Below are 21,464 nucleotides of genomic sequence, written 5' to 3' on the forward strand. Positions count from 1 at the left end.
CGCTGCTACTCCCCGCGCTCGACGATGCCCTGCGGCGGCTCCTGCTCCTCCGCCGCGTCGAGCTGATCGATCTCGCGGAAGAGCCCGTCGAGGTCGAGCGTCAGACCGTCGCAGCCCGGCACCTCCTGGAGCAGACCCCCGTTCACGCCGAGGCGAGGCGCGTAGACCCCGTCGCGCGTGAGCTCGAAGATCTCGAGGGTGCGGAGCTGCGGATCGAGCAGCCAGTACCAGCGCACCCCGAACGCCGCGTACTCTTCCAGCTTCTCGATGCGGTCGCGACGGCCGTCCCGCGGCGAGGGCGAGACGATCTCGACCATGATGTCCGGCGGGATCGCCACGGCGCCGCGGGCCGGGGGCTTCCGGGAGGTCGGGAGGAACACCGACACGTCGGATTTGCGCCCGCGCCGCGGCTTGAGCGCGTACTTCACCTCGGAGCCGAAGACGAAGCCGCCGCGCGGGAACAGCCATGCCCGCAGGGTGTGGATGAGCCAGGCGACGGCCAGCTCATGGACGCAGTCGGGCATCTCTTCCTCGACGAGCCGGCCATCGATGAGCTCACCGGCCTCGTCCTCCGGCAGCGCTGCCCACTCCGCGACGGACAGGAGGCGCGCTGCCTGGGGTTCCGGGTACGGGCGCTGGCTCACGCCGGGAGGGTACCACCCCCGCGCGCCGTGCGCCTGGTCAGGAGAGGGCGCGTCGGCTCACCCGGGCAGGAGGCGCCGCGGTGCCGCGCTCACGCGCCGACCCGACGCGCAGGACGTGTCGGCCGGCGGCCGGATGCCGCCCAGGTCGCGCGCTACAGGACGCTGGCTCCCCGTCGGGTGATCACGATGCCGCCGCTCTCGCGCGGGATGCCGCCGGCGGCGCGCGGACCGTCCTCGTTGCCGTTGCCGCCGACGCTGGACAGCGTGTAGCCCTCGCCGTTCGGGCTCCTGCGGTACACGAGAGGGCCTGTCCCACAAGGATCCTGCGCCAGCGACCGCAGCGCCTCCGGATAGACGCCGTCCGCATACGCCCGCTCTGCCTCGACGGTGGCGCGCGCCATGAGATACGACGCCCGCAAGGCGCAATCGCGCCCCGCGAGGTCCTGGAGAACGTCGGCGCTCATCGCGGGGTTGAGCTCCGTGGCGTCGACAGCGAGGGAGTCGATCGCGATCTCCTGAAACCGCGCGGACCGGGAGACATCACGCTGCGCGTCGCGCGCGATCTGCTCTGCGCCGCGCAGCCACGCGTCCATCCGGGGAAGGGCATGACCTACGAGGGCGCTCTCCGGGAGCACCGTCGTGAGCGCGATCGTGCCGATGGGTCGCCGCACCTCAGGAGGAAGCTGCTCGGGGAGGGCGCCCGTATCGATCAGGCTCATCACCGCTCTTCGGAGGCGCAGGCGCTCCTTCCGGAGCGCGTCGGCGAGCAGCGGCAGGTCGCGCCCTCGCTCCGCGAGCGCCTGATTCAGATCCGCGAGCTCCGCCGCGTGGAGCCGGGGCGCGCCGGCCACGAGCGCGGCGACGGCGCGGTAGGCGTGCGTCGCGTTTTGCATGCCGACAAGGCCAGCGATGAGCGACCCCGCGGACATGTCCGCGCCGACCTTGGCCACGGTGAGATAGCGGTCCAGCGCGCCGCGCACATCCCCCTTGGCCGCGAGCTCGTGCCCCTCGATCAGGGCCAGTCGGCTCACGGACATGAACCGCCACACCGGGCCGTACTCGACCCACGCGCTGTCCTCCGTCAGCTCGTAGTGAGAGCACCTCGCCGCCTGCCGGAATGCGTCCATCTCCGGACGGTGCCGCTCGATCTCGGCGAGGAGCTCGGGGGACGGCCGCGCGCCCGGCCCAGCCTCGATCGCTCGCTTTATCTTCTCGGGATGGGCCTGCATCTCGATGCCCGACAGGCTCGCGTAGCTCGCCCCGCAACGTTGCTGCGCGCCGCCCTCGCCGGCGGGCCGCGAGCGCTCGCGGATCTGCGCGCGCTCCGCGTCCCATTCGGCCTGGGTGGCATCCAGGTACTCCCGGAGCCGGGACTGACCCCAACCCGACGCCCCGGTCCGGACGACGATGAGGAGCGCGGCTGTCGCCGCGAGCCCGACACTCACACGCTTCAGCCTCCCGCGGAGGCGCCCCTTGCTGTCTGTCATCGAACGCGAAATGCCCGAGCGCAACACGCCATTCCGCGCCGTTTTGTCAACCGGATCGCGCGGCGCTGCTCGGACTTTCCTCCGCGGCGCGGCGAGGGCGCGGGCTGCGCATCCCCGAGCCGATGTCACGGACGGCGCACGAAAGCGACGCTGCGGCGGCGCGTCGGCGCATGCGCGCATGTCGAGCGTCGACGCGCGCGAACGACACGACTACTGTCGCGGCCGGTGAAGGAGCGTTGCATGAGGCTTGGTACTTGGACGTTGCTTGTGCTGGCGGCTGCCGCGGTGGGCGCGGGCTGCGGGGATGACGAGGGCGCCGGCGGCGGTGCTGGGACGGGAGGCTCGGGCGGGGACGGGGCCGGCGGACAAAGCGCCGGGGGGGCCGGGGCTGGCGGGGAAGGTGGCGCGGGCGAAGGCGGGGCCGGCGGGCAGGTCTCGACGCCGCCGTGCGAGCCGGCGGACCCCACGCTGGCCGACCGCGACGCGGACGAGCTGTACGCGGCGGACGAGATCCCGCGCTTCGACTTCCACCTTCCGGAAGAGCGCTGGGCGGAGCTCAAGGCGAACGCCCGCGACGAGGAGTACGTGGAGGCCGAGGCCTGCTACAAGGGCAAGAGCCTGGGCGTCGTGGGCCTGCGCTTCAAGGGCGGCTACGGCACCCTGCAGATGTGCTTCGACGAGCAGGGAAGGCTCACCTGCCCGAAGCTCAGCATGAAGGTGAAGTTCGACGAGTACGTCGACGGGCAGCGCTTCCACGAGCAGAAGCGCCTGAACTTCCATTCGATGACCTGGGACCCCACCAGGCTCCACGAGCGGATCGCCTATGGCCTGTACCGGGAGATGGGCGTTCCGGCCCCGAGGAGCTCGTGGGCCACGCTGCACGTGAACGGCGAGTCGCAAGGGCTCTTCTCGATGGTCGAGGACGTCGACGGCCCCTTCCTCGAGAGCAACTTCCCCGAGGGGCCGGAGGGCGCTCTTTACAAGGAGGCGTGGCCGGTCACGGACGACGCCAGCTACTACGCGGAGCGCCTCGAGACGAACGAGGACGAGGCGACGCACGAGCGCTTCGTGGCGTTCGCGAGCGACCTCGCGTCCGCCGAGGGCGCGGAGCGCCTCGCCGCGCTGTCGCAGTGGGCGGACATCGAGCAACTGCAGCGGTACATGGCCGTCGACGAGGCCATCGTGAACTGGGATGGCGTCACCACCTTCTATGTCGACGACGCGGGCGGCGCGGGCAACCACAACTTCTTCATCTACGACGATCCCTCCTCGGGCAAATTCCGCCTCATCCCGTGGGATCTCGACCAGACCCTCAGCCCCAGCACCTATTTCGGCCAGGTGCCGCGCTGGACGGAGGCGCCGGCGACCTGCCCCACGGACCTCCTGGTGTTCATGGGCAACGAGAAGGTGCGCCAGCCGAGCTGCGACCCGCTGTTCAGCGCCCTGCTCCAGGACTCGGCGGGATATCGGGCTGCGCTCCAGGAGCTGCTCGAGGGGCCGTTCAGCGAGGGGCGGATCGAGGAGCAGGTCGACAGGTACGCTGCGCTGATCCGCGATGCCGTCGAGGAAGACCCGCTCGGGCCGGGCCTCGCCGGCTGGGAGCCGGCGGTCGAGCGGCTCAGGCAGGAGGTGCCGATCCTGCGAGAGCGCCTGGCGCGCTTCGCCAGCGACACGCCCCTCGTGCCCTTCTCGTTCACCGCGACGGGGATCAACGATTTCGAGGCCGCGGACACGCTCGGGCTGTACGTCGGGACGCTGCTCGCCACGAACAACGCGTCCGGCGCCGTGCAGTCGCTGACACAGGAAGATCCGCTGAACGGCGCGCAGAGCCTGCTCCTCCGCTTCGACTTCCGCGACGAGGGCTACGCCTGGGGTCAGTACGTGTACTTCGCGGTGCCCCTCGCCGAGAGCCCCATCGACGTGACGTCGCTCGAGGGCGTCCGCTTCCGGGCGCGCGCCGACGGGGCGCGCTGGCTGCGCTTCGACGTCGAGAGCCCCGCGCAGAGCGAGGGGATCTCCGGCATCCGTCACGGGTGGGACGTGCGGCTCAGCGCGGAGCCTCAGCTCATCGAGCTGAAGTTCGCCGACATGGCGCTCCCCGGCTGGGCCATCGACGACGGCCGCGACCCGGGCGATGACGTGAACGACGTGCTCAGGTCGATCATCGGCCTCTCCTTTGGCCCGCAGATGAACCGCGTCGGCGCGAACGGCTTCCTCGGCCGGGGCCAGGTCGACTCGGGCACCATCGAGATCGACGACGTCGAGCTCTTCGGCCCGACGTCCGGCGATCCGTGACCGGCTGACGCGAGCGCACGGGACGAGCGTCCCGAGGAACCGAGACGGTCAGCGCGTGAGCTTCTATCTCCGCCCGGGCGACCTCACCGCCGCGCGCCGCCGCGGCGGGTGCACAAGTACCGATACACCAAACAGAGCATCGGGCCCTCTCGATGTTCCACTCCTCGAACGCGGCCGTTCCAGAACGCCGCCTTGTATCGCCCCAGGCATCGCGCACACTCTGGACGTCACGACGCGGAGATACGATGAATAAAAAAGCGCTTATCAATCATCAATTGCGTCTCGCGGTCTGCGCCGGTGTTGCGTTCAGCCTCTCCACGGCCTGCTCGGGCGCCGACGAGCCGGACGAGCCGGTCGCGTCGCACGCGTCCGAGATCATCGGTGGTGAGCTCGCGGAGGCGAGCCCCTGGGCCGTCCAGGTCTTCGACGTGCGCGGGAGCACGGGCGACTTCTACCAGTGCACCGGCACCCTGGTCGCGCCGCGCTGGGTGCTCACGGCGCAGCACTGCATCGCGGACGAGGGCGAGACGTCGGCGGTTCGCTTCGGCAGCAACACGTACCTCGCGGGCCAGCGCGTCGCTGTCGACGCCGTCGAGGTGCCCTCGGCCGCAGCCGATATCGCGCTGCTCCACCTGACCGAGGACGCCGATGGCCCGTTCGTCCAGCTCGCCGAGGCGACGTCGACCGCGATCGGGAGCGACGCGACGGCCTACGGCTGGGGGAGCGAGGGCACGCCGCTGGTGATGGCGCCGTCGCTCAAGAAGGCGACCCTCCACATCGACAGCCGGTACTCCGACGAGGAGCTCCTGGCGACCGGCGTGACGGGCTCTGGCTGGAGCGGCGACTCCGGCGGCCCGTGGTTCGTCGACGGGCGTCAGGTCGCCGTGTTCTCGGGCGTGAACGGGCAGGACGGCACGAACCTGCACGCGAGGCACCTCGGCGTCGACGTCGCGCGCCACCGCGCGTGGATCGACGCGACGATCGCCGGCGGCCCCACCGTCCACCCCAGCGGCCAGGTCGTGCTCCACGATCTCTCGAACTTCTCCGGCATCTCGCAGGGCTTCGGGCTCGGCCGCCACAACCTCTGGAACTCGACGATCATCGGCGACAACCGCGCGAGCGCCATCAAGATCCCCGCTGGGCTCCGGGTCACTGTCTTCATCGACCACAACTTCGGGCGCGAGGCGCGCGTGTTCACCTCGGACACGGATCTCGTGGCCGCCGGCTTCGACAACACCATCTCGAGCCTCGTCGTCGCGAACGCCTCGGACCCGCAGCTCGACGTTGTCACCTTGTACGAGAACGCCGGGTTCTCGGGCGCCTCGGTCCTGTACGGCGTCGGCTCCTCCCTCCTTTACAGCAGCCCATGGGACCAGAGGGTCAGCTCCGTCCGCGTCCCCTCCGGCTTCACGCTGACGCTCTACGACGGGCTCTGGCAATACTCGGCCCAGTCGCGCGTCTTCACGGCAGACGCGAACCTCGCTTCCCACGGCTTCGACGACAAGGCCCGGAGCCTCGCCGTCGCGCGCCCGTAGGAGCGAGCGCGCGCGCGCGGCTCGCCGAACCGCGCGCCCCGGCGGCTCCTCAGCGCATCTCGCCACCGCCGGGCGCGCGGCGCTGCCCGCGAGCCGGCCGGCGGCGTGCCCCGCGGCGCAGCCCGAGGCCGGCGGCGAGGAGCAGCGCGGTGAGGCCGCCCGCGGAGGGCGTGTCGGCGCCGAGGCGGCAGCCGCAGCCCGACGACTCGCCGCTGCCCTCGCCACCGCCGCCCGCCCCGGACCCCGTGGCCGGCGCCCCGCCCGCGCCCGACGCGGAGCCCGCTCCCGACCCGGCGTTGCCCGCGCCGGACGACGTGACGGTGTCGAGCCCCGCGCCGACCGACGTGGCGGTGGTGGGCGCCGGCGGCTCGGCGACGCACGCGCCCGCCTCGCACCGCTCGCCCGCGGGGCACGCGACCCCATCGCAGGCGTCGACGCAGCTCCCGTCGCGGCAGTAGGTGCCGGCCTCGCACGCGACGCCCACGCACGCCGTCTCGACGCACCGGCCGGACTCCATGTCGCAACCCTCGTTCGTGGGACACCCGCGGCAGTTGCACTGGAGCACGCAGACGCCCCCCTCGCACACCTGGCCGTCGTTGCACTGGACGCCCTCGCACGGATCGAGGCAGCGCCCGCCGCGGCACACCTGATCGTGCGGGCACACAACGCCGTCGCACGCGCCGCGGCACTCGCCCTGATGGCACACCTCGCCCGCCTCGCACATCACGTCCACGCACGCCCTCTCGACGCACAGGCCCTCGACGCACACGAGCCCGTCCTCGCAGGGGAACTCCGCAGAGCCGCAGCGGTTCACGCAGCGGCCGCGGCTGCACACCTGGTCCTCCGGACAGGGCGCCTCCTCGTCGATCACGTCATCGCAGTCGTTGTCGAGGCCGTCGCACTGCTCTGCCTGGCTGCCGGGCTGCACGAACGGCGTGCAGATCACCGCGCCCTGCGCGTCGCAATCGGAGATCCCGAGGCGGCAAGCGCCCACGTTCTCGTCGACCTCGCACGGCTGGCCGGCCTCGGGGCAGGTGATTCCCGAGAAGCGGAACAGGAAGTCTTCGTAATCGAGATCGTTGCCGTTGACCCCAGCGGCGCCTGCCGCGTTCCGGAAGTCGAGATCCTCGAACCCGAGATAGAAGGTGTTGAGCAGCTCATTCGACCGGTAGATGAGATCCGAATACCAGGGGCCCGGGGTCTCGCACTCCGTGCACATCACGTTGAACCGGTGCTCGGTGTAATGGTACTGCGTGGCATTCCCGTTGCCGGTGCCGTTCGGGTTGGGGATCAGCACGAAGCCGATCAGACCGCCGGCGTACGCGGGGCTCTCCCGGATCGACACGGCCGTCAGCTCGCGCGTCTCGGCGGGCGGCAGAGAGGTGGAGAACGGAAAGAGGATCTGGATATCGCTCTCCGCCGCCGCCGTGTTGAGGTTGGCCCCGTTGTCCACGGAGATGTAGAGCGGCGGGTCGTCGTTGCTGCGGGCATCGTCGACGTTGTACCAGCCGACGGCGAAGTTGGCGCCGCCCCCCTTGGCGATGTACCTGCCGCTGAACTCGCAGAGCGGCGAGAACACCTGGGGCTCCACCGCGGCGTCGGCGACGACGTCGATCCCCTCGTCGATGTCGTCGTTGTTCGCCGATCCGTTGAGCAGGTCGCTCAACCGTTCACGGACCACGGGGATGACGGTGCCGTTCGGCTGCACGACATCGGCGCGCGCCGCCCCGCTGGCGCCGAGCACCGCCGGGAGGGCCAACCACCACGCGAGAGCAGACGGTTTGCTGAAGATCGACCAGCGCATCGGGGCTTCCTCTCCTGACAGGACGCGAGAGTCCGAAAGGAAAAGTGGACGCGAACTTCCCTCGCTTGTCCAGGCAGCGCGCGCGCCCGCTCGGCCGCAAAACCAAAGGCGATGTGGGCTGTCCGCGTACGAGACAACACGGTGTGTCTGCCTCCGCGCGGGGGTGGGGATGGGCCGATATCCGATGGATATCTGCCCGATGCCGTATGAAATCGAACGACGAGGTAGAGCGGTAGGCCCGCGGCGAGGGGGGTCTCCGCGCGGGGTGGGGGATGGGCCGATGTTTGAGCCTGAGCCCTCACGCCTCCGGCTCTGCCGGAGGCGTGAGGGCTCAGGCGAGTTCGGCGGGGCCCCCACCCCGCGCGGAGACCCCCCTCGCCGCGGGCCGGGCGCCCGGGCGAGGCCTTCAGGCGCTCACGCCTCGCGCTTGCGCACGATCGCCGCGAGCTCGTTGATCAGCTCGGGGACGCCCTCGCCCGTCGCGGCGCTGACCAGGTGGAGCTTCACCTTCGCCTTCGCGAACCGCGCCTTGAGCTTCGGGTAGGCCTCGCGCACGTCGGTCAGGTCGGCCTTCGTCAGCGCCACGATCTCGGGGCGCTCCGCGAGCGCCGGGCTGAACTTCTTGAGCTCCTTGCGGAGCGCCCGGTAGTCCGCGAGCGGCTCGCGGTCCTCGCCGGGATCGATCGTCACGAGGTGGAGGAGCACGCGCGTCCGCTCCACGTGCCTCAGGAACTGCATGCCGAGCCCCACCCCCTCGCTCGCGCCCGGGATCAGCCCCGGGATGTCCGCGATCACGAAGCTCGACCCGCCCGACCGCACGCCGCCGCCGATCTCGACCATGCCCAGGGTCGGGGTGAGGGTCGTGAACGGGTAGTCGCCGATCTTCGGCCGGGCCGCGGAGACGGCCGCGACGAACGTGCTCTTGCCGGCGTTGGGGAAGCCGAGCAGCCCGACGTCGGCGAGCACCTTCAGCTCGAGGCGCAGCTCGCGCGCCTCCCCGGGCTCCCCCGGCTCGGCGCGCCGGGGCGCCCGGTCGTGCGGCGACTTGAAGTGCAGGTTGCCCCGGCCCCCCTTGCCGCCGCGGGCGACCACGACCCGCTGGCCGTGCTCGGTCAGGTCGGCGAGCAGCTCGTCGCTCTCGGCGTCGAAGATCTGCGTCCCCACCGGGAGCTTCTCGACGCGGTCGGCGCCGGCGCGCCCGTGGCAGTCGCTGCCCATCCCGTGCTCGCCTCGATCCGCCTCGAGCGTGCGCGCGTACGTGAAGTCGAGTAGCGTGGACAGGCCTTCGTCGCCCACGAAGACGACATCCCCGCCGCGGCCGCCGTCGCCGCCCGCGGGGCCGCCGAACGGGATGTACTTCTCGCGGCGGAACGCGATCGCTCCATTGCCGCCATCCCCGGCGATCACCTTCAGACGGCACCGATCGACGAACCGCATGACGGCGGCTCATAGCATAAAATTCAGAAAAGACCCCACAGCGGAAGGCCGCCCCTCGCCTCGGGTCGGCCGCCGGACCGCTCGACCAGGAGATCCCAGGTGCGCGCTCGAATCCTGATCGTCGACGACAACACGAGCCTGGCCGCAAATCTGCGCGACGTCCTCGAGGGCGCGCGCGAGCTCGACGTGGAGGTCGCCCTCGCGCCCACGGGCAAGCAGGGGCTCGCGGCCGCCCGCCGCGACGGCTTCGACGTCGCGGTGGTCGACGTCAAGCTCCCGGACGCGAGCGGCCTCGAGCTGATCGCCCCCCTCCGCGCCGCCGCCCCCCACGGCGAGATCGTCCTCGTGACCGGCTTCGCCACGGTCGACACCGCGATGGCCGCGCTCCGCGCCGGCGCCTTCGCCTTCATCCTCAAGTCGTTCCGGCCGGAGGAGCTCATCTCCACGGTGGCCCAGGCGATCGAGAAGATCTCGCTGAAGCGGGAGCGCGAGGAGCTCGAGCGGCGCTACAGGGCGATCGTCGACGCGGCAGACGTGCTCATCCTCGGCCTGAACGCCGAGGGCCGCGTCGCCCTCTTCAACCCGCGCCTGTCCGCGCTGACCGGCGTGGGCGGCGACGCCGCGCTCGGCATGCCGTTCTGCGAGACGCTCGTCGACGAGTCCGAGCAGCGCCGGTTCAACCAGTCGTTCCTTGGCGTCGTCGAGGGCGACGCCGCCGCCGAGGTCGAGGTCGGCGTCCGGGACGCTGTGGGCGCGATCCGCCGGGTCCGCTGGCACCTCTCCGGCGTCCGCAGCGGCGGGCGCGGCGGCAGGACCGACCTCGTGTATGGCATCGGCATCGACGTGACCGAGCGCCGCGCCCTGGAGCGGCGCGCCGCCGACGCCGAGGCCCTGAACGCCATGGCCCCGCTCGCCCTCGGGCTCGCGCACGAGATCAGGAACCCCTTGAACGCCGCGGTCCTGGAGCTCCACCTGCTCAGCCGCGGCATCGACCGCCTCTCCGACGAGGCGATCCGCGAGCCCATGAAGCGGCGCGTCGGCATCGTCGAGGCCGAGATCGCCCGCCTGGGCCGCCTCCTCGGCGAGTTCCTCGAGCTCGCCCGTCCGCGCGCCCCCCACCGCGAGCCCGTCGACCTGTCCCGCGTCGTGCGCGACGTGCTCGACCTGGAGGCGGAGACGCTCGCGAGCCACCGCGTCGAGGTCGTCCGCGACCTCGGGGACGACTGCTTCGCGCTCGGCGACGTGGAGAAGCTCAAGCAGGTGGTCCTGAACCTCGTCGTCAACGCTCTGGACGTCATGTCCGACGGCGGGGTCCTGCGCGCGTGCGCGTCGGGGGACGCGACCGAGGTGTGGCTGTCGATCTCGGACACGGGCCCCGGGATCGATCCGACGATCCTCGCCGAGATCTTCGATCCGTTCTTCACCACGAAGGCGGCGGGCACCGGCCTCGGGCTCGCGATCGTCCGGAAGATCGTCGACCAGCACGCGGGTCGGGTGGAGGTGAACACGCGCGCGGCCGAGGGCACCACGGTCCGCGTGCGGCTCCCCCGCTTCGTTGCCGAGCCCGTCTCCCGCCCCCCCACCGGCTCGACCCCGCCTCGGGGCGCCGGTATCTGATGGGGCGGGAGAGCGCCGCTCAGCCGACGATGCGCATGGGGGGCTTCAGGGGGAGGGGGGGGCTTGGAGCCGGGGGCGGAGGGGATGGCGGAGGGCGCGGGCTTCGGCACCGCCTCGCCCTCGAGGGCGGCGAGCGCGACGAAGAGGCGGTCCATGCCGTAGTCGAGCGCCACCTCGCGCTGGAAGACGTGGGCGACCTTGATGAGGCGCAACGACGTCTGCTTGCCGAGATCGATCTCGCGCTCGAGGAACGCCTCGAACGAGCCGTACCCCTTCGCCTGATACAGCTCCTGCTGCTGGATCTCGGCGAGCACCACCCCGATATCGAAGAACCCCTTGTCGAGCCGCTTGCGCAGCGTGCGGATCTTCTGGGTCTGGTTGTGGAGCTCGGCGATCTTCGCCTTGATCTCCTCCGCGCCGCTCGGCACCCGGATGGTCGCGCGCGCGCTGCCGGGGGGCGCCGGCTCGGCGGCCCGAGCCCGGGCCTCGGCGGCGTGCTTCGCGGCGTGCCGGGCCGCCCACGGCGCGGCGCCGCGGAGGCCGAGCTTACGCTTGGAGGCGCTTGACGAAGATTTCGAGTCTTCCTTGATTACCGGATTCACGGGTTTCGCAAGCTGAGCTTCTGCGCCCCCCTTGGCGCTCGAAGAGGACTTCTTCTTCGTGCCCGTCGCCTTGTCGGAGCTGCCCTGCTTTGTGATCTTCGGCATGTCGCTGCGTCCCCCGCTGGGTACGAGATCATCGCGGCCCTTCGCCACAAGCGCGCGCCGCCCGCGCGGGGGAAGACCCGCACGGCTGTCAAGTCCAATTGGATCGACAGGTCGTCGCCTTACCAAAAAATCGACCTCCCCGTCCACTAAGTTTCGGGGAGGCTTTTCGCTTTCCCGATGCCAGCATGACCCAAGATCGGCCCGAGAGCCAAAACCAGCGAGCATCGCACGCTATGGGGTCTGTCGAAAAGTGGGTCACCGGACGAGCGGTGCACGGAGCAGGTTTGCCCACAGCGACGGCCCGTCGGGGGCTGACGCGGTGGTCCCGTGAGGGCCGCGTGCGGCCCCGTCGGCCGTCGGGCAGTCGTCCCCGTCGTTCGCGACGTCCCGTCGCCGGCGCGCGCCCTCCCGCGCGGCCTGCAAGCGCGGGGGGCGGTCGTGGTAGATCGCGGTCCATGAGCTCTCCGCCCGCCGGTCGCGGCCCCGATGACGTACCCCAGGCCGCGCCTGCTGATGCGCCGCGTCGAGCGAGCGAGATCCCGCGGGGCCTGGCGAGCAGCCGGATTGCTGTGGTGGTGAACGGCAACGCCAAGAGCGTGACGGCGGAGGTGATCGAGACGCTCGACCAGATCCTCGACACGGGCGACCTGTTCGTGTCGCGGCGGGTGGAGGAGAGCGAGGGCATCGCGCGGATCCTGGTCGACCGGGGCTACGGCACGATCCTCACGGGCGGCGGCGACGGGACGTTCACGGTGGTGGTGACGGCGGTCGTGAACGAGGCGAAGCGGCGCGGGCTGCCGCTGCCGCGGTTCGGGCTGCTGCGCCTCGGGACGGGCAACTCGCTGGCGTGGGTGCTCGGCGCGTCGGGGGGCGCGGGCGCGAAGCCCGGGCTCGCGGTCGACCTCCAGCGGCTGCGCGCCGAGGCCGGCAGCCGGAACCTGCGGCTCGTGGAGGCCGAGGACATCCTGTCTCCGTTCTGCGGCTTCGGGATCGACGCGGTGATGCTGCGCGACTACAACGCGGTGAAGTCGGCGCTCGCGCGCGGCCCGCTGAAGCGGCTCGCGCCGGGGCCGGTGGCGTACGCGGTCGCGGCGACGACGCGGACGATCCCGAGCTACCTCGTGCGGCGCACGCCGCACTGCCGCATCATCAACGAGGGCAATGACGCGATCCGCGTCGGCGAGAAGGGGGCGATCCTCGGCGCGCCGATCAAGAAGGGCGGCGTCATCTACGAGGGGCCGGCGAAGATCGCGGCGCTGTCGACGATCCCTTATTACGGCTTCGGCTTCCGGATGTTCCCCTACGCGGACGACCGTCAGGACCGGATGCAGCTCCGCGTGTCGATGATCTCGCCGTTCACGTTCGTGCGGAACTTCTCGAGCATCTGGAACGGGGAGTTCGACGACCTGGAGACGGTGTTCGACTACTTCGTCGACGAGGTCACGATCGAGATGGACCCGGCGACGAGCTTCCAGATCGGCGGCGACGTCCGCGGGGAGCGCTCGCGCGTGCGGGTGCGGCTGACCGAGCCGATACGGATCGTGGATTTCTACGCGCCGCCGCGGGGGTAGCGGCGAGCTCGCCTGGCTCAGCGGCCAGTGGCACGATCTGACGCTCGTGAGACACGCTGGTCCGTGGTCGCCGTGTGATTGGCACAAAGCGGCACGACCTGTCGGTGTGGGCAGGCGGTCACCATCGACGGTTTGACGTGTTCTCAACGAGTTAGCCGTCGTCGAGCGGCTGGCGTGCGGCTTGCCAAAGGGATGTGCCATGAACACGACATCCTTGATGGCTCATTCTGTTTCCGTGAGAACTCTCTCCCTCTCGCTCCTCCTGGCGGCGATGTCCTTCGGCGTCGGGTGCGTCGCAGAAGTGACCTCCGTGGCGGGCGAGGGGACGGATGGGAGCGCGCTCGAAGGCGAGGAGGGTGAGGGGAGCGAGGAGGGCGGAGAGGGCGAGGAAGAGGCCGAGGCGGCGTGCAAGATCGGCGATAGCCGGAGCTGCACCGCGAACGGCGGGGGCGGCTTCGAGCAGTGCGAGGACGTCGAGGGGGTGCCGACCTGGACCGGGTGTCAGTCGAGCAGCAGCAGCACGCCGCTCGTGCTCTCGTTCGATCAGCGGCCGATCGAGTACCTGACCGCGATGACGGGCGCGTTCGATCTGACCGGGCTCGGGGCCACGGTCGCCACCGACTGGCCCACCGCGGCGACGCCGTGGCTCGCGATCGATCGGGACGGCAACGGCGCGATCGACGGCGGTGAGGAGCTGTTCGGCTCGGCGACGGTGCTCTCGAGCGGCGCCCGCGCGGACAACGGGTTCACCGCGCTGCGCGAGCTCGACACCGACGGCGACGGCCGGATCACGGCGCGGGACGAGGCATGGTCGCGGCTCGTGCTCTGGAGCGACCGCGACGCGAACCGCGCCTCGAGCGCCGGCGAGCTCGAGCCGATCGCGTCGCGCGGGCTCGTCGCCATCGAGCTCTCGTACGGGCGCGAGCGGCGCTGCGACGGGCGCGGCAACTGCGAGGTCGAGCGCGCCGCGTTCACGTTCTCGGACGGCGCGGTGACACGGACCGGCGCGGTCGTGGACGTGCACCTGCGATGGCAGTGAGGCGGCGGCCCGGGGGGGCGGCGCCGTGAGGGACCCACGGAGCTCGAATAAGACGGAGGTGGGGGTTCACACGAAAGGCAATTGCACGGAAGATGTCGCCGCGCAGGGGGTCAACCATTCTGCGCCCTCGACATTCGAGTCTCCCCTTTTGCCTGGAGTGACGGATGAATCTGCGATGGATGACGTGCCTTCTCATGCTGGGGCTGACGGCGAGCGCCGCGGCATGCGGAGACGATGACGGCGCCCCGAGCGCGAGCACAGGGACGGGCGGCAACGGCGGCGCGGACGCGACAGGGGGAGGAGGGCAGGGAGGCGACGGCGGCGCGACGGGCGGCGGCGGCGGTGGCACGAGCGGTGTCGGGGGCACGGGGGGGGCCGGGGGCGCGGGGGGTGCCGGGGGCGCGGGTGGTGCCGGGGGCGCGGGTGGTGCCGGGGGCACGGGGGGTAGTGGTGGAGCCGGCGGCGTCGATGGCTCAGGCGGTACGGGTGGAATCGGCGGCTCAGGCAGTACGGGTGGAATCGGCGGCTCAGGTGGTACGGGTGGAGTCGACGGCTCAGGCGGTACGGGTGGAGTCGGCGGCTCAGGCGGTACGGGTGGAGTCGGCGGCTCAGGCGGTACGGGTGGAGTCGGCGGCTCAGGCGGTACGGGTGGAGTCGGCGGCTCAGGCAGTACGGGTGGAGTCGGCGGCTCAGGCAGTACGGGTGGAGTCGGCGGCTCAGGCGGTACGAGCGACGCTGGCGCCTCAGGAGGCGTCGGCGGCTCAGGGGGCGCGGGCGGCACGAGCGACGCTGGCGCCTCGGGCGGCGTCGGCGGCTCGGAGGGCGTCGGCGGCTCAGCGAGCGCGGGCGGCACCGGAGGCTCGGGCGGCGCCGGGGGCGCGGGCGCAAGCACCGACCGGCCCGACGGCGCGGCGTGCACCGAGGACGCGCAGTGCGCGGGCAACTTCTGCAACCGGGAGGCCACGAACGGGTGGCCCGGCGGCTACTGCATCAGCTCGTGCGCGTACACCGGCGGCGTCTGCCCCGGCGATGGCGTCTGCATCGCGACCGGCAGCAACGGCGACCTCTGCTACGGAGGGTGCAGCACGTCGAGCGATTGCCGGCCTGGCTATGCCTGCGTCCCCGCCGCCGACGGGACGCTGAGCTGCCGCCCGGCATGCACCGAGGACGCGCAGTGCCCGACGCGCGGCAGGTGCAACCTGCGCACCGGCCTGTGCAGGATCTACGAGGCGAGCTGCGAGGACGGCGAGGACAACGACCGCGACGCCGCCATCGATTGCAGCGACGACGATTGCCGTGACACCTGCGCGGTGCTCGCCGCAGCGGCGTGCGCGGCAGCGCCGCCCGCGCTGCCGGAGGTCTCGGGCGACTCCTCGCTCGGGACGAGCGCGTTCGAGGGCGACTGCGCGGGCGCCGGCCGCGAGGACGTGTACCTGTTCACGCCGCCCGAAGGACAGTCGGGCACGCTCTCGGTCGTGCTCGAGTCGGACTCGAACCACGGGCTCCACGCGCGCAGCGCGTGCGCGGATCCGGGAGCCGAGATCGCCTGCGCGAACGACAGCCCCGGCGGGCTCCCCGAGTCGATCGAGGTCGTCCTCGGCGCGGGCGAGTCGGTCAGCCTCGTCGTCGACGCCGCGCTGCCGGGAGACGAGGGCCCCTACACCCTGCGCTCCACGTTCACGCAGGCGGTCTGCGGCGACGGCGTCCTCACCCGGCCCGAGCAGTGCAACGCGGTCGAGGAGCCCGACGGCTGCGCCAGCGACTGCGCCGCGTTCTGCGAGGGCGCGCGGGAGGCGGTCCTCGGCGTGAACACGGGCGACACGCTGACCGGGACGGTCGCCTTCAGGGGCGAGTGCCTCGAGCCGGACGCGCGCGAGGACGTGTACCGGTTCACGCCCCCGGCCGACGGCACGCTCACGCTGGTGCTGTCGTCCGACACCGACCAGGCGCTGTACGTGCGGTCGAGCTGCCTGGACACGACCACCGAGCTCGCGTGCGTGGACCGCCAGTCCGGCGGCGTCGACGAGCGGCTCGTGCTCGACGTGACCGGCGGCGTCCCGCTGTTCATCTTCGTGGACGGCTTCTGGTCGCTGGCCGACGCCGGACCGTACACGCTCGACGTCTCCTTCGCGCCGTGAACGCCGGCGCGAGCGCCGGTATCCCACCCCGCCTGCGCGACGCGCGGCGTCGCGGCGGGGCGTGAGGTCCCGGTCGCCCCGCGATCAGTCGTAATACTCGTTGCCCAGGTGGGTGATGAGGTCCTCCCCCATGAGCCAGCGCATCGTGTTCTTGAGCTTCATCGACTGGATGAAGAGGTCGTGCTCCGGGTACAGCTCCGGCGCCGTCATCGGGCTCTTCCAGTAGAAGCTCAGCCACTCCTGCGTGCCGCGCAGCCCGGCGCGCTGCGCGAGATCCAGGAGGAGCGCCAGGTCGAGCACGATGGGCGCGGCGAGGATCGAGTCGCGGCAGAGGAAGTTGATCTTCATCTGCATCGGGTAGCCGAGCCAGCCGACGAGATCGATGTTGTCCCAACCCTCCTTGGCGTCGCCCCGAGGAGGGTAGTACTCGATCCGCACCTTGTGAAAGAGCTTGCCATAGAGCTCGCCGTGCGCGTGCGGCTGGAGGATGTGCTCGAGCACCCCGAGCTTCGAGACCTCCTTGGACTTGAACGACTCCGGGTCGTCGAGCACCTCGCCGTCGCGGTTGCCGAGGATGTTCGTCGAGAACCACCCGGCGACGCCGAGCATCCTCGCCTTGAGCCCCGGGGCGATCACCGTCTTCATGAGCGTCTGGCCGGTCTTGAAGTCCTTGCCGGCGATCGGCACCTCCTGCTTCCTCGCGAGCTCCCAGGCGGCCGGGAAGTCGACCGTCAGGTTCGGGGCGCCGTTCGCGAACGGGATGCGCTCCTTGAGGCACGCCCAGGCGTAGATCTGGGAGCTCGAGATGGCCGGGTGATCCTCGGCGAGGCCCGCCTCGAAGCGCGCGATCGAGGCGTGGACCTCGGCGGGCGCGATGTGCACCTCGGTCGAGCCGCACCAGACGGCGACGGCGCGCGTCGCGCCGCTTCCGCGGAGGAAGGCGCGGAGATCCTCCCGGACCTGCTCGACCATCTCGGCCTTGCTCGCGCCCTTCTTCACGTGGTTGCCGTGGAGCCGCCGCACGTATTGCGGGTAGAACACAGCGGGCATCGGCCGGATCCGCTCGAGCTCGTCGCGGACGGCGTCGAGGTGGCGTCGCTCGAGCACGTCCGCGTGGCGCGCCGACTCGTAGGCGTTGTCGGGGAAGATGTCCCACGCGCCGAACACGAGCTGATCGAGCGTCGCGAGCGGCAGGAAATCCTTGATCCTGGGCGCGCGGTCGTCGGTCCGCCGGCCGAGCCGGATCGTGCCGAGCTGCGTGAGCGACCCGATCGGCGCCGCGAGGCCGCGACGCGCGAGCAGGGTGCCCGCGATGGTCGTCGTGGAGACGGCGCCCAGGCCCGGCAGCAGGACCCCGAGCTTGCCCTCCGCCTTCTTGATCTCTTTCGGCTGCTTCACGTGACGTGTTCCCCCCGGTCGCGGTCGTGGGCGCTCCTCGGGCAAGGCGGCGCATCCGCCGGTGCCGTGCGCCCGGCGAGCGACGTCGGCCGCGGTCGCGCGGCGCTGCGACCGCCGGGAGCATGAGGCCAGGCGCGCGTGATCACCACGGCGCGGCGCGCGCGCGACAGCGTTTCCTGCGCGCTCCCTTCGCCAGCTTCCTGCGCGCCCTTCAGCCCGGCGCCTCGGACGGCGGCGGTAGGGCGCGAGGCGCAGCGCGCGGGAGGGTCTTCAGGGCGCGGCTGGCGGGTAGCCGGCGGCGGGGGTCATGGCCTCGATCCACGCGCGGATGGCGGCGACGCCCGCCTCGTCGACGCGGCGGGTCGCGAGCGGCGGCATCTGCTCGGGCGGCGCGCCGGGCGCGTCGCGCCGGGACATGGCGCGGAGCAAGGTGCTGCGATCCGGATCGAGGGGCCTTATCCGGTAATAGCGCGCTTCCGGCGGCGCCCCGGGCGGGCGGACCTTCGATGGCTGGTTGATCGCCGTCTGGTAGACGCGCGTCCCGCGCGCGTCGCCGACCCGGCCGGCAGCGTCGATGTTGAGGCGCATCTCGAAATGCGTCGCGACGCCGAGCGGGTGGTGGCACGACACCCCGCAGTTGGCGTGGAGCAGGCCGAGGGCGCGCCGCTCCGTCGCGCTCCCGGGCACGTCGAGCGCGCCCGGGTCGGGGAGCGCGCCGCCGGAGGCCGTCGAGAGCAGGCCGCGCTGGACGAGCTCGGCGTAGGTGAGGCCGCTGGCCTCCGGCGCGGCGAGCTGGATGGCCTCGAAGCCGAGCGGGTTGTCGGTCTTGCCCGCATGGCAGCGGATGCAGTCGACCTGCGCGGGGATCGCGTAGCCGTCGGTGCCGGGCACCTGGGAGACGCCGGCCTTCACCTGGAGCGCGCGGGCGCCGTCCTCCGACCAGGCGTAGGTGGCGCGCGTCCAGCGGTCCTCCGCGGTCTTCCAGAGGAGCCTCGTCTCGACCCGGCGGGCCGCGCCGGCGACGGGCACCCGGAACTCCTTCCATAGCCTGGTGCCGACGGGGAAGCTCCAGTCGTTCATCCGGGAGACATCGATGGTCGAGCCAGGAGGGAGGTAGATCCAGCGCGTCTTCTCGGCGCCGTCGCTCCAGAGCTCGAAGGCCGGCTTGAACTCGCGGACGCCCGCCGCGAGCGTGCGCGCGCCGAAGTCGCTGTACAGGCCGGTGCAGCGGAGATCGTGAGGATCGGTGTCGCCGTCCTTGCAGGGCGGAAGCTCCGGGGGGGCCTCGGCCGAGCCGGCGCCGGGGCGCTCGCTCGCGCGGGCGCCGCGCGCGGCCGCGGGCGCCGTCATGTCGAGCCGGTCGGGCGCGGGGACGGGCTCGGTCCGGGGCGTCTCCTTCGCGCTGCAGCCGCCGCTCGCGAACAGCAGCGACGCGATGGCGGCTTGCCAGAGCCGGCCGCTCGTGATGGAGGAGGAGACGGAGGTGTCCGCTTGATCGAGAGACGGATTCCGCGGCGCGCCGTCGGGCGCGCTGCCTGCGTGACGAGAGCGTGCGCGTTCCATCGGGCCGCCTGCTGCCTCCTGCTCGCGGGCAGTGTAGCCGCCTGCGAGCGGCGCGTGCAGGTCGCGGGGCCGCCCGATGCATCGCGCGAGGGCGGCCCCACCGGCCAGGTCGCGGCAGGGGGCGCGGCGTCGCCGGCCAAAGCGGGTGCCGCGACGACCGGCGCGGCGCCCGCGGCGCCCGCGGCGCCGGAAGGCGGGCCTGCGGCGCCCGCGGCGACGGGCGGCGCGCCCGCGGCGCTGGCCGCGTCCGGCGCGGAGCTCGCTCGCCCGGCGAAGTGCGGCGGCGTTCCGCCGCTGAAGCTCACGCTGGTCGCGAGCGGGCTCGAGCAGCCGACGTACGTGGCCGGGCCGCCCGGCGATCCGGCGCGCCTCCTGGTGCTCGAGAAGACGGGGACCATCCGGCTCCTCAAGGACGGCGCCATCCAGCCGGCGCCGTTCCTCGACGCGCGATCGCGCGTGTTCTTCCCGGCGCCGAACGCGGAGGGCGGGCTGCTCGGGCTCGCGTTCCACCCGGACTACGCGAGGAACGGGCGCTTCTGGATCCACTACTCGTCGGCCCCTCGCGGCAACGTCGTGATCGAGGAGTGGAAGCGCGGGGCGCAGGGCGGCGACGCCGCCCACCCCGAGCCGGTCCGCTCCCTCGTCGACGTGAAGCACGGCGCCTGGAACCACGTCGGCGGCATGCTGGCCTTCGGCAAGGACGGCTTTCTCTACGCCGCCATCGGCGACTCCGCGCGATCGCCGAGCCCGGCGGCGGATCTCACCTCGAAGCTCGGCAAGATCCTCCGCATCGACGTCGATCAGCCGGGCAAGGCGCCGGCGGGCAACATGACGAGCGGCGATCCGACGATATGGGATTACGGGCTCCGGAACCCGTGGCGCTTCAGCTTCGACCGGCTCACCGGGGACCTGTACATCGGTGATGTCGGCCAGAAGAGCTGGGAGGAGATCCTCGTGGAGCGCCCTGGCCAGGGGAGGAACGATTACGGCTGGGAGGCGATGGAGGGCAGCCATTGCTATCCTCCGGGCTCCACGTGCAAGCCGCGCGGGGTCCCGCCCGCGGTGGAGCACCCGCGGAGCGAGGCGGGCTCGATCGTCGGCGGCTATGTCTATCGCGGCGCGAAGATCCCGTGCCTGCGCGGCCGCTATCTCTACGGCGATTACGTGACAGGCCGCTTCTTCTCCTTCGTATGGGACGGCAAGGCCGCGACCGACCGCGTCGAGCTCACCTCCGCCCTGAGCCCGAACGGACTCCCGTCCTCGTTCGGCGAGGACGCGGCCGGGGAGATCTATGTGGTGATGTTCAACACGGGGCGGATCTATCGGATCGACCCGGGTTGAGGTCACGCAGCGACGTATCGAGGAAGTCGAGGACGTCTTGCTGGAGCTGTCGCTGAAACGCCTCGCGATCGAAGCCGGGGGGATCGGCGGCGGGCAGGAAGCCCGGGTTGCGCATGTGGGGAGGAAACGGGCTCAGGAAGGAGAAGTGGCCCGCGTTCTCGACGATCGTGCAGGTGACCTGAGTCCGGTCGGGGACGAGGTCGAGGACGAGCTGCCCTTGCCACCTCGGCGTGATGCGGTCGTGCTCCGCCACGAGCAGGAGGATGGGCACCCGGACGTCCTGCAAGGCGTCGTTGGGGATGAACCAGCTCGCCGCGGGGGCCATCAGGACCAGCGCCTTGACGCGCGGGTCTCTCGTGACCGTGACCTTCTGCCCTGGCCCTGTCCAGGGCTGCCCGCCCGCCACGGCGAGCGCGGTGTAGCCGCCCATGGAGTGTCCGACGATCGCGACGTTGTCGCGCTGCAGGTGAGGCCCGATCTCCGCGTCTGAACAGAGGGCATCCAGCGTCAGCCGGACGTGGCGAGGTCGATTCTCCAGGTTATCGACCGTCTCGGACAGGGACCGATCGTTGCGATTGTCCCCGGGGTGCTCCGGCATGGCGACGATGTACCCGCTCCGCGCGAGGTGGGAAGCGAGCGTCCGATAAACGAGGGGCGTGCCCCCGCCGCCGTGCGAGATGACGACGAGGGGCGAAGGGCCACCGGGCAGGGGGGCGTTCGGAGCGACCTCGAGCGAGTAAGGCCCCATCGCGACGACCTCGGCGGGGACGTGCGTCGGGTACATCAGCAGGACCGGGAACGAGAGGTCCCTCGTCGCGTCTCGCACGACCAGGCTGCGGCTGCCCACGAATGGATTCATGCGCGTTTCTCCGGAGGATGACGGGGAGA

15 protein-coding genes are annotated in these 21,464 nt (G+C 71.7%); 8 read left to right on the forward strand and 7 right to left on the reverse strand.

The features are described from left to right. Positions 1 to 5: 5 nt before the first annotated feature. Both WME96_RS09225 and WME96_RS09230 read right to left on the reverse strand, forming a co-directional pair. A complete protein-coding gene (locus WME96_RS09225) occupies positions 6 to 644 on the reverse strand; it encodes a Uma2 family endonuclease (protein ID WP_437289772.1) in 639 nt (212 codons plus the stop codon). A gap of 152 nt (positions 645 to 796) precedes the next feature. Continuing rightward, positions 797 to 2,089 carry a hypothetical protein gene (locus tag WME96_RS09230; protein ID WP_437289773.1) on the reverse strand — a complete coding sequence of 431 codons (1,293 nt, stop codon included), beginning with the start codon at positions 2,087 to 2,089 and terminating at the stop codon, positions 797 to 799. 282 nt (positions 2,090 to 2,371) lie between these two features. Between WME96_RS09230 and WME96_RS09235 the strand changes: the two genes are divergently transcribed. Both WME96_RS09235 and WME96_RS09240 read left to right on the forward strand, forming a co-directional pair. Further along, entirely contained in the window at positions 2,372 to 4,426 is a 2,055-nt protein-coding gene (locus tag WME96_RS09235; protein ID WP_437289774.1) for a CotH kinase family protein, read from the forward strand. 275 nt (positions 4,427 to 4,701) lie between these two features. After that, the gene (locus tag WME96_RS09240) at positions 4,702 to 5,961 is read left to right on the forward strand and encodes a S1 family peptidase (RefSeq protein WP_437289775.1); all 1,260 of its coding nucleotides are present in this window, start codon (positions 4,702 to 4,704) and stop codon (positions 5,959 to 5,961) included. A gap of 49 nt (positions 5,962 to 6,010) precedes the next feature. On the opposite strand, the gene WME96_RS09245 is transcribed toward WME96_RS09240, so the two are convergent. Next, the gene (locus WME96_RS09245; RefSeq protein WP_437289776.1) at positions 6,011 to 7,765 is read right to left on the reverse strand and encodes a hypothetical protein; all 1,755 of its coding nucleotides are present in this window, start codon (positions 7,763 to 7,765) and stop codon (positions 6,011 to 6,013) included. Between the two features lie 414 nt (positions 7,766 to 8,179). Then, entirely contained in the window at positions 8,180 to 9,202 is a 1,023-nt protein-coding gene (gene obgE / locus WME96_RS09250; protein ID WP_437289777.1) for a GTPase ObgE, read from the reverse strand. Positions 9,203 to 9,301: 99 nt separating this feature from the next. Between obgE and WME96_RS09255 the strand changes: the two genes are divergently transcribed. The 5 genes from WME96_RS09255 to WME96_RS09275 all read left to right on the forward strand — a co-directional run bounded on the left by WME96_RS09255 (position 9,302) and on the right by WME96_RS09275 (position 16,274). Further along, positions 9,302 to 10,819, forward strand: a complete 1,518-nt coding sequence (locus tag WME96_RS09255; protein ID WP_437289778.1) for an ATP-binding protein — start codon at positions 9,302 to 9,304, stop codon at positions 10,817 to 10,819. 188 nt (positions 10,820 to 11,007) lie between these two features. After that, complete coding sequence (locus tag WME96_RS09260; RefSeq protein WP_437289779.1) at positions 11,008 to 11,385, forward strand: hypothetical protein; 378 nt, start codon at positions 11,008 to 11,010, stop codon at positions 11,383 to 11,385. 596 nt (positions 11,386 to 11,981) lie between these two features. Then, positions 11,982 to 13,097 (forward strand): diacylglycerol/lipid kinase family protein, encoded by a 1,116-nt coding sequence (locus WME96_RS09265; protein ID WP_437289780.1) that lies wholly within the window; start codon positions 11,982 to 11,984, stop codon positions 13,095 to 13,097. A gap of 235 nt (positions 13,098 to 13,332) precedes the next feature. Further along, on the forward strand, positions 13,333 to 14,136 hold the full coding sequence (locus WME96_RS09270) for a calcium-binding protein (protein ID WP_437289781.1): 804 nt from the start codon (positions 13,333 to 13,335) through the stop codon (positions 14,134 to 14,136). Positions 14,137 to 14,315: 179 nt separating this feature from the next. Beyond that, complete coding sequence (locus WME96_RS09275; protein ID WP_437289782.1) at positions 14,316 to 16,274, forward strand: DUF4215 domain-containing protein; 1,959 nt, start codon at positions 14,316 to 14,318, stop codon at positions 16,272 to 16,274. 84 nt (positions 16,275 to 16,358) lie between these two features. Here the strand turns inward: WME96_RS09275 and WME96_RS09280 are convergent, their stop codons facing one another. Together WME96_RS09280 and WME96_RS09285 are read right to left on the reverse strand one after the other, a co-directional pair. Continuing rightward, on the reverse strand, positions 16,359 to 17,672 hold the full coding sequence (locus tag WME96_RS09280; protein ID WP_437289783.1) for an inositol-3-phosphate synthase: 1,314 nt from the start codon (positions 17,670 to 17,672) through the stop codon (positions 16,359 to 16,361). Positions 17,673 to 17,942: 270 nt separating this feature from the next. Further along, a complete protein-coding gene (locus WME96_RS09285; protein WP_437289784.1) occupies positions 17,943 to 19,235 on the reverse strand; it encodes a hypothetical protein in 1,293 nt (430 codons plus the stop codon). Here WME96_RS09285 and WME96_RS09290 point away from each other — a divergent pair. Beyond that, the gene (locus WME96_RS09290; RefSeq protein ID WP_437289785.1) at positions 19,212 to 20,576 is read left to right on the forward strand and encodes a PQQ-dependent sugar dehydrogenase; all 1,365 of its coding nucleotides are present in this window, start codon (positions 19,212 to 19,214) and stop codon (positions 20,574 to 20,576) included. The two genes, WME96_RS09285 and WME96_RS09290, sit on opposite strands and share 24 nt — an antisense overlap. Here WME96_RS09290 and WME96_RS09295 read toward each other — a convergent pair. After that, positions 20,539 to 21,435: an alpha/beta hydrolase family protein gene (locus tag WME96_RS09295; protein ID WP_437289786.1), complete on the reverse strand. Its 897-nt coding sequence runs from the start codon at positions 21,433 to 21,435 to the stop codon at positions 20,539 to 20,541. The two genes, WME96_RS09290 and WME96_RS09295, sit on opposite strands and share 38 nt — an antisense overlap. Positions 21,436 to 21,464 lie beyond the last annotated feature (29 nt).

The sequence above is a fragment of the Sorangium sp. So ce406 genome (assembly GCF_051474675.1).
Lineage (GTDB): Bacteria > Myxococcota_A > Polyangia > Polyangiales > Polyangiaceae > Sorangium > Sorangium cellulosum_G.

Coding starts and splice junctions, on each gene's coding strand:
- WME96_RS09265 (WP_437289780.1), top strand. CDS start 11,982: ATGAGCTCTCCGCCCGCCGGTCGCGGCCCCGATGACGTACCCCAGGCC.
- WME96_RS09285 (WP_437289784.1), bottom strand. CDS start 19,235: ATGGAACGCGCACGCTCTCGTCACGCAGGCAGCGCGCCCGACGGCGCG.
- WME96_RS09235 (WP_437289774.1), top strand. CDS start 2,372: ATGAGGCTTGGTACTTGGACGTTGCTTGTGCTGGCGGCTGCCGCGGTG.
- obgE (WP_437289777.1), bottom strand. CDS start 9,202: ATGCGGTTCGTCGATCGGTGCCGTCTGAAGGTGATCGCCGGGGATGGC.
- WME96_RS09295 (WP_437289786.1), bottom strand. CDS start 21,435: ATGAATCCATTCGTGGGCAGCCGCAGCCTGGTCGTGCGAGACGCGACG.
- WME96_RS09275 (WP_437289782.1), top strand. CDS start 14,316: ATGACGTGCCTTCTCATGCTGGGGCTGACGGCGAGCGCCGCGGCATGC.
- WME96_RS09245 (WP_437289776.1), bottom strand. CDS start 7,765: ATGCGCTGGTCGATCTTCAGCAAACCGTCTGCTCTCGCGTGGTGGTTG.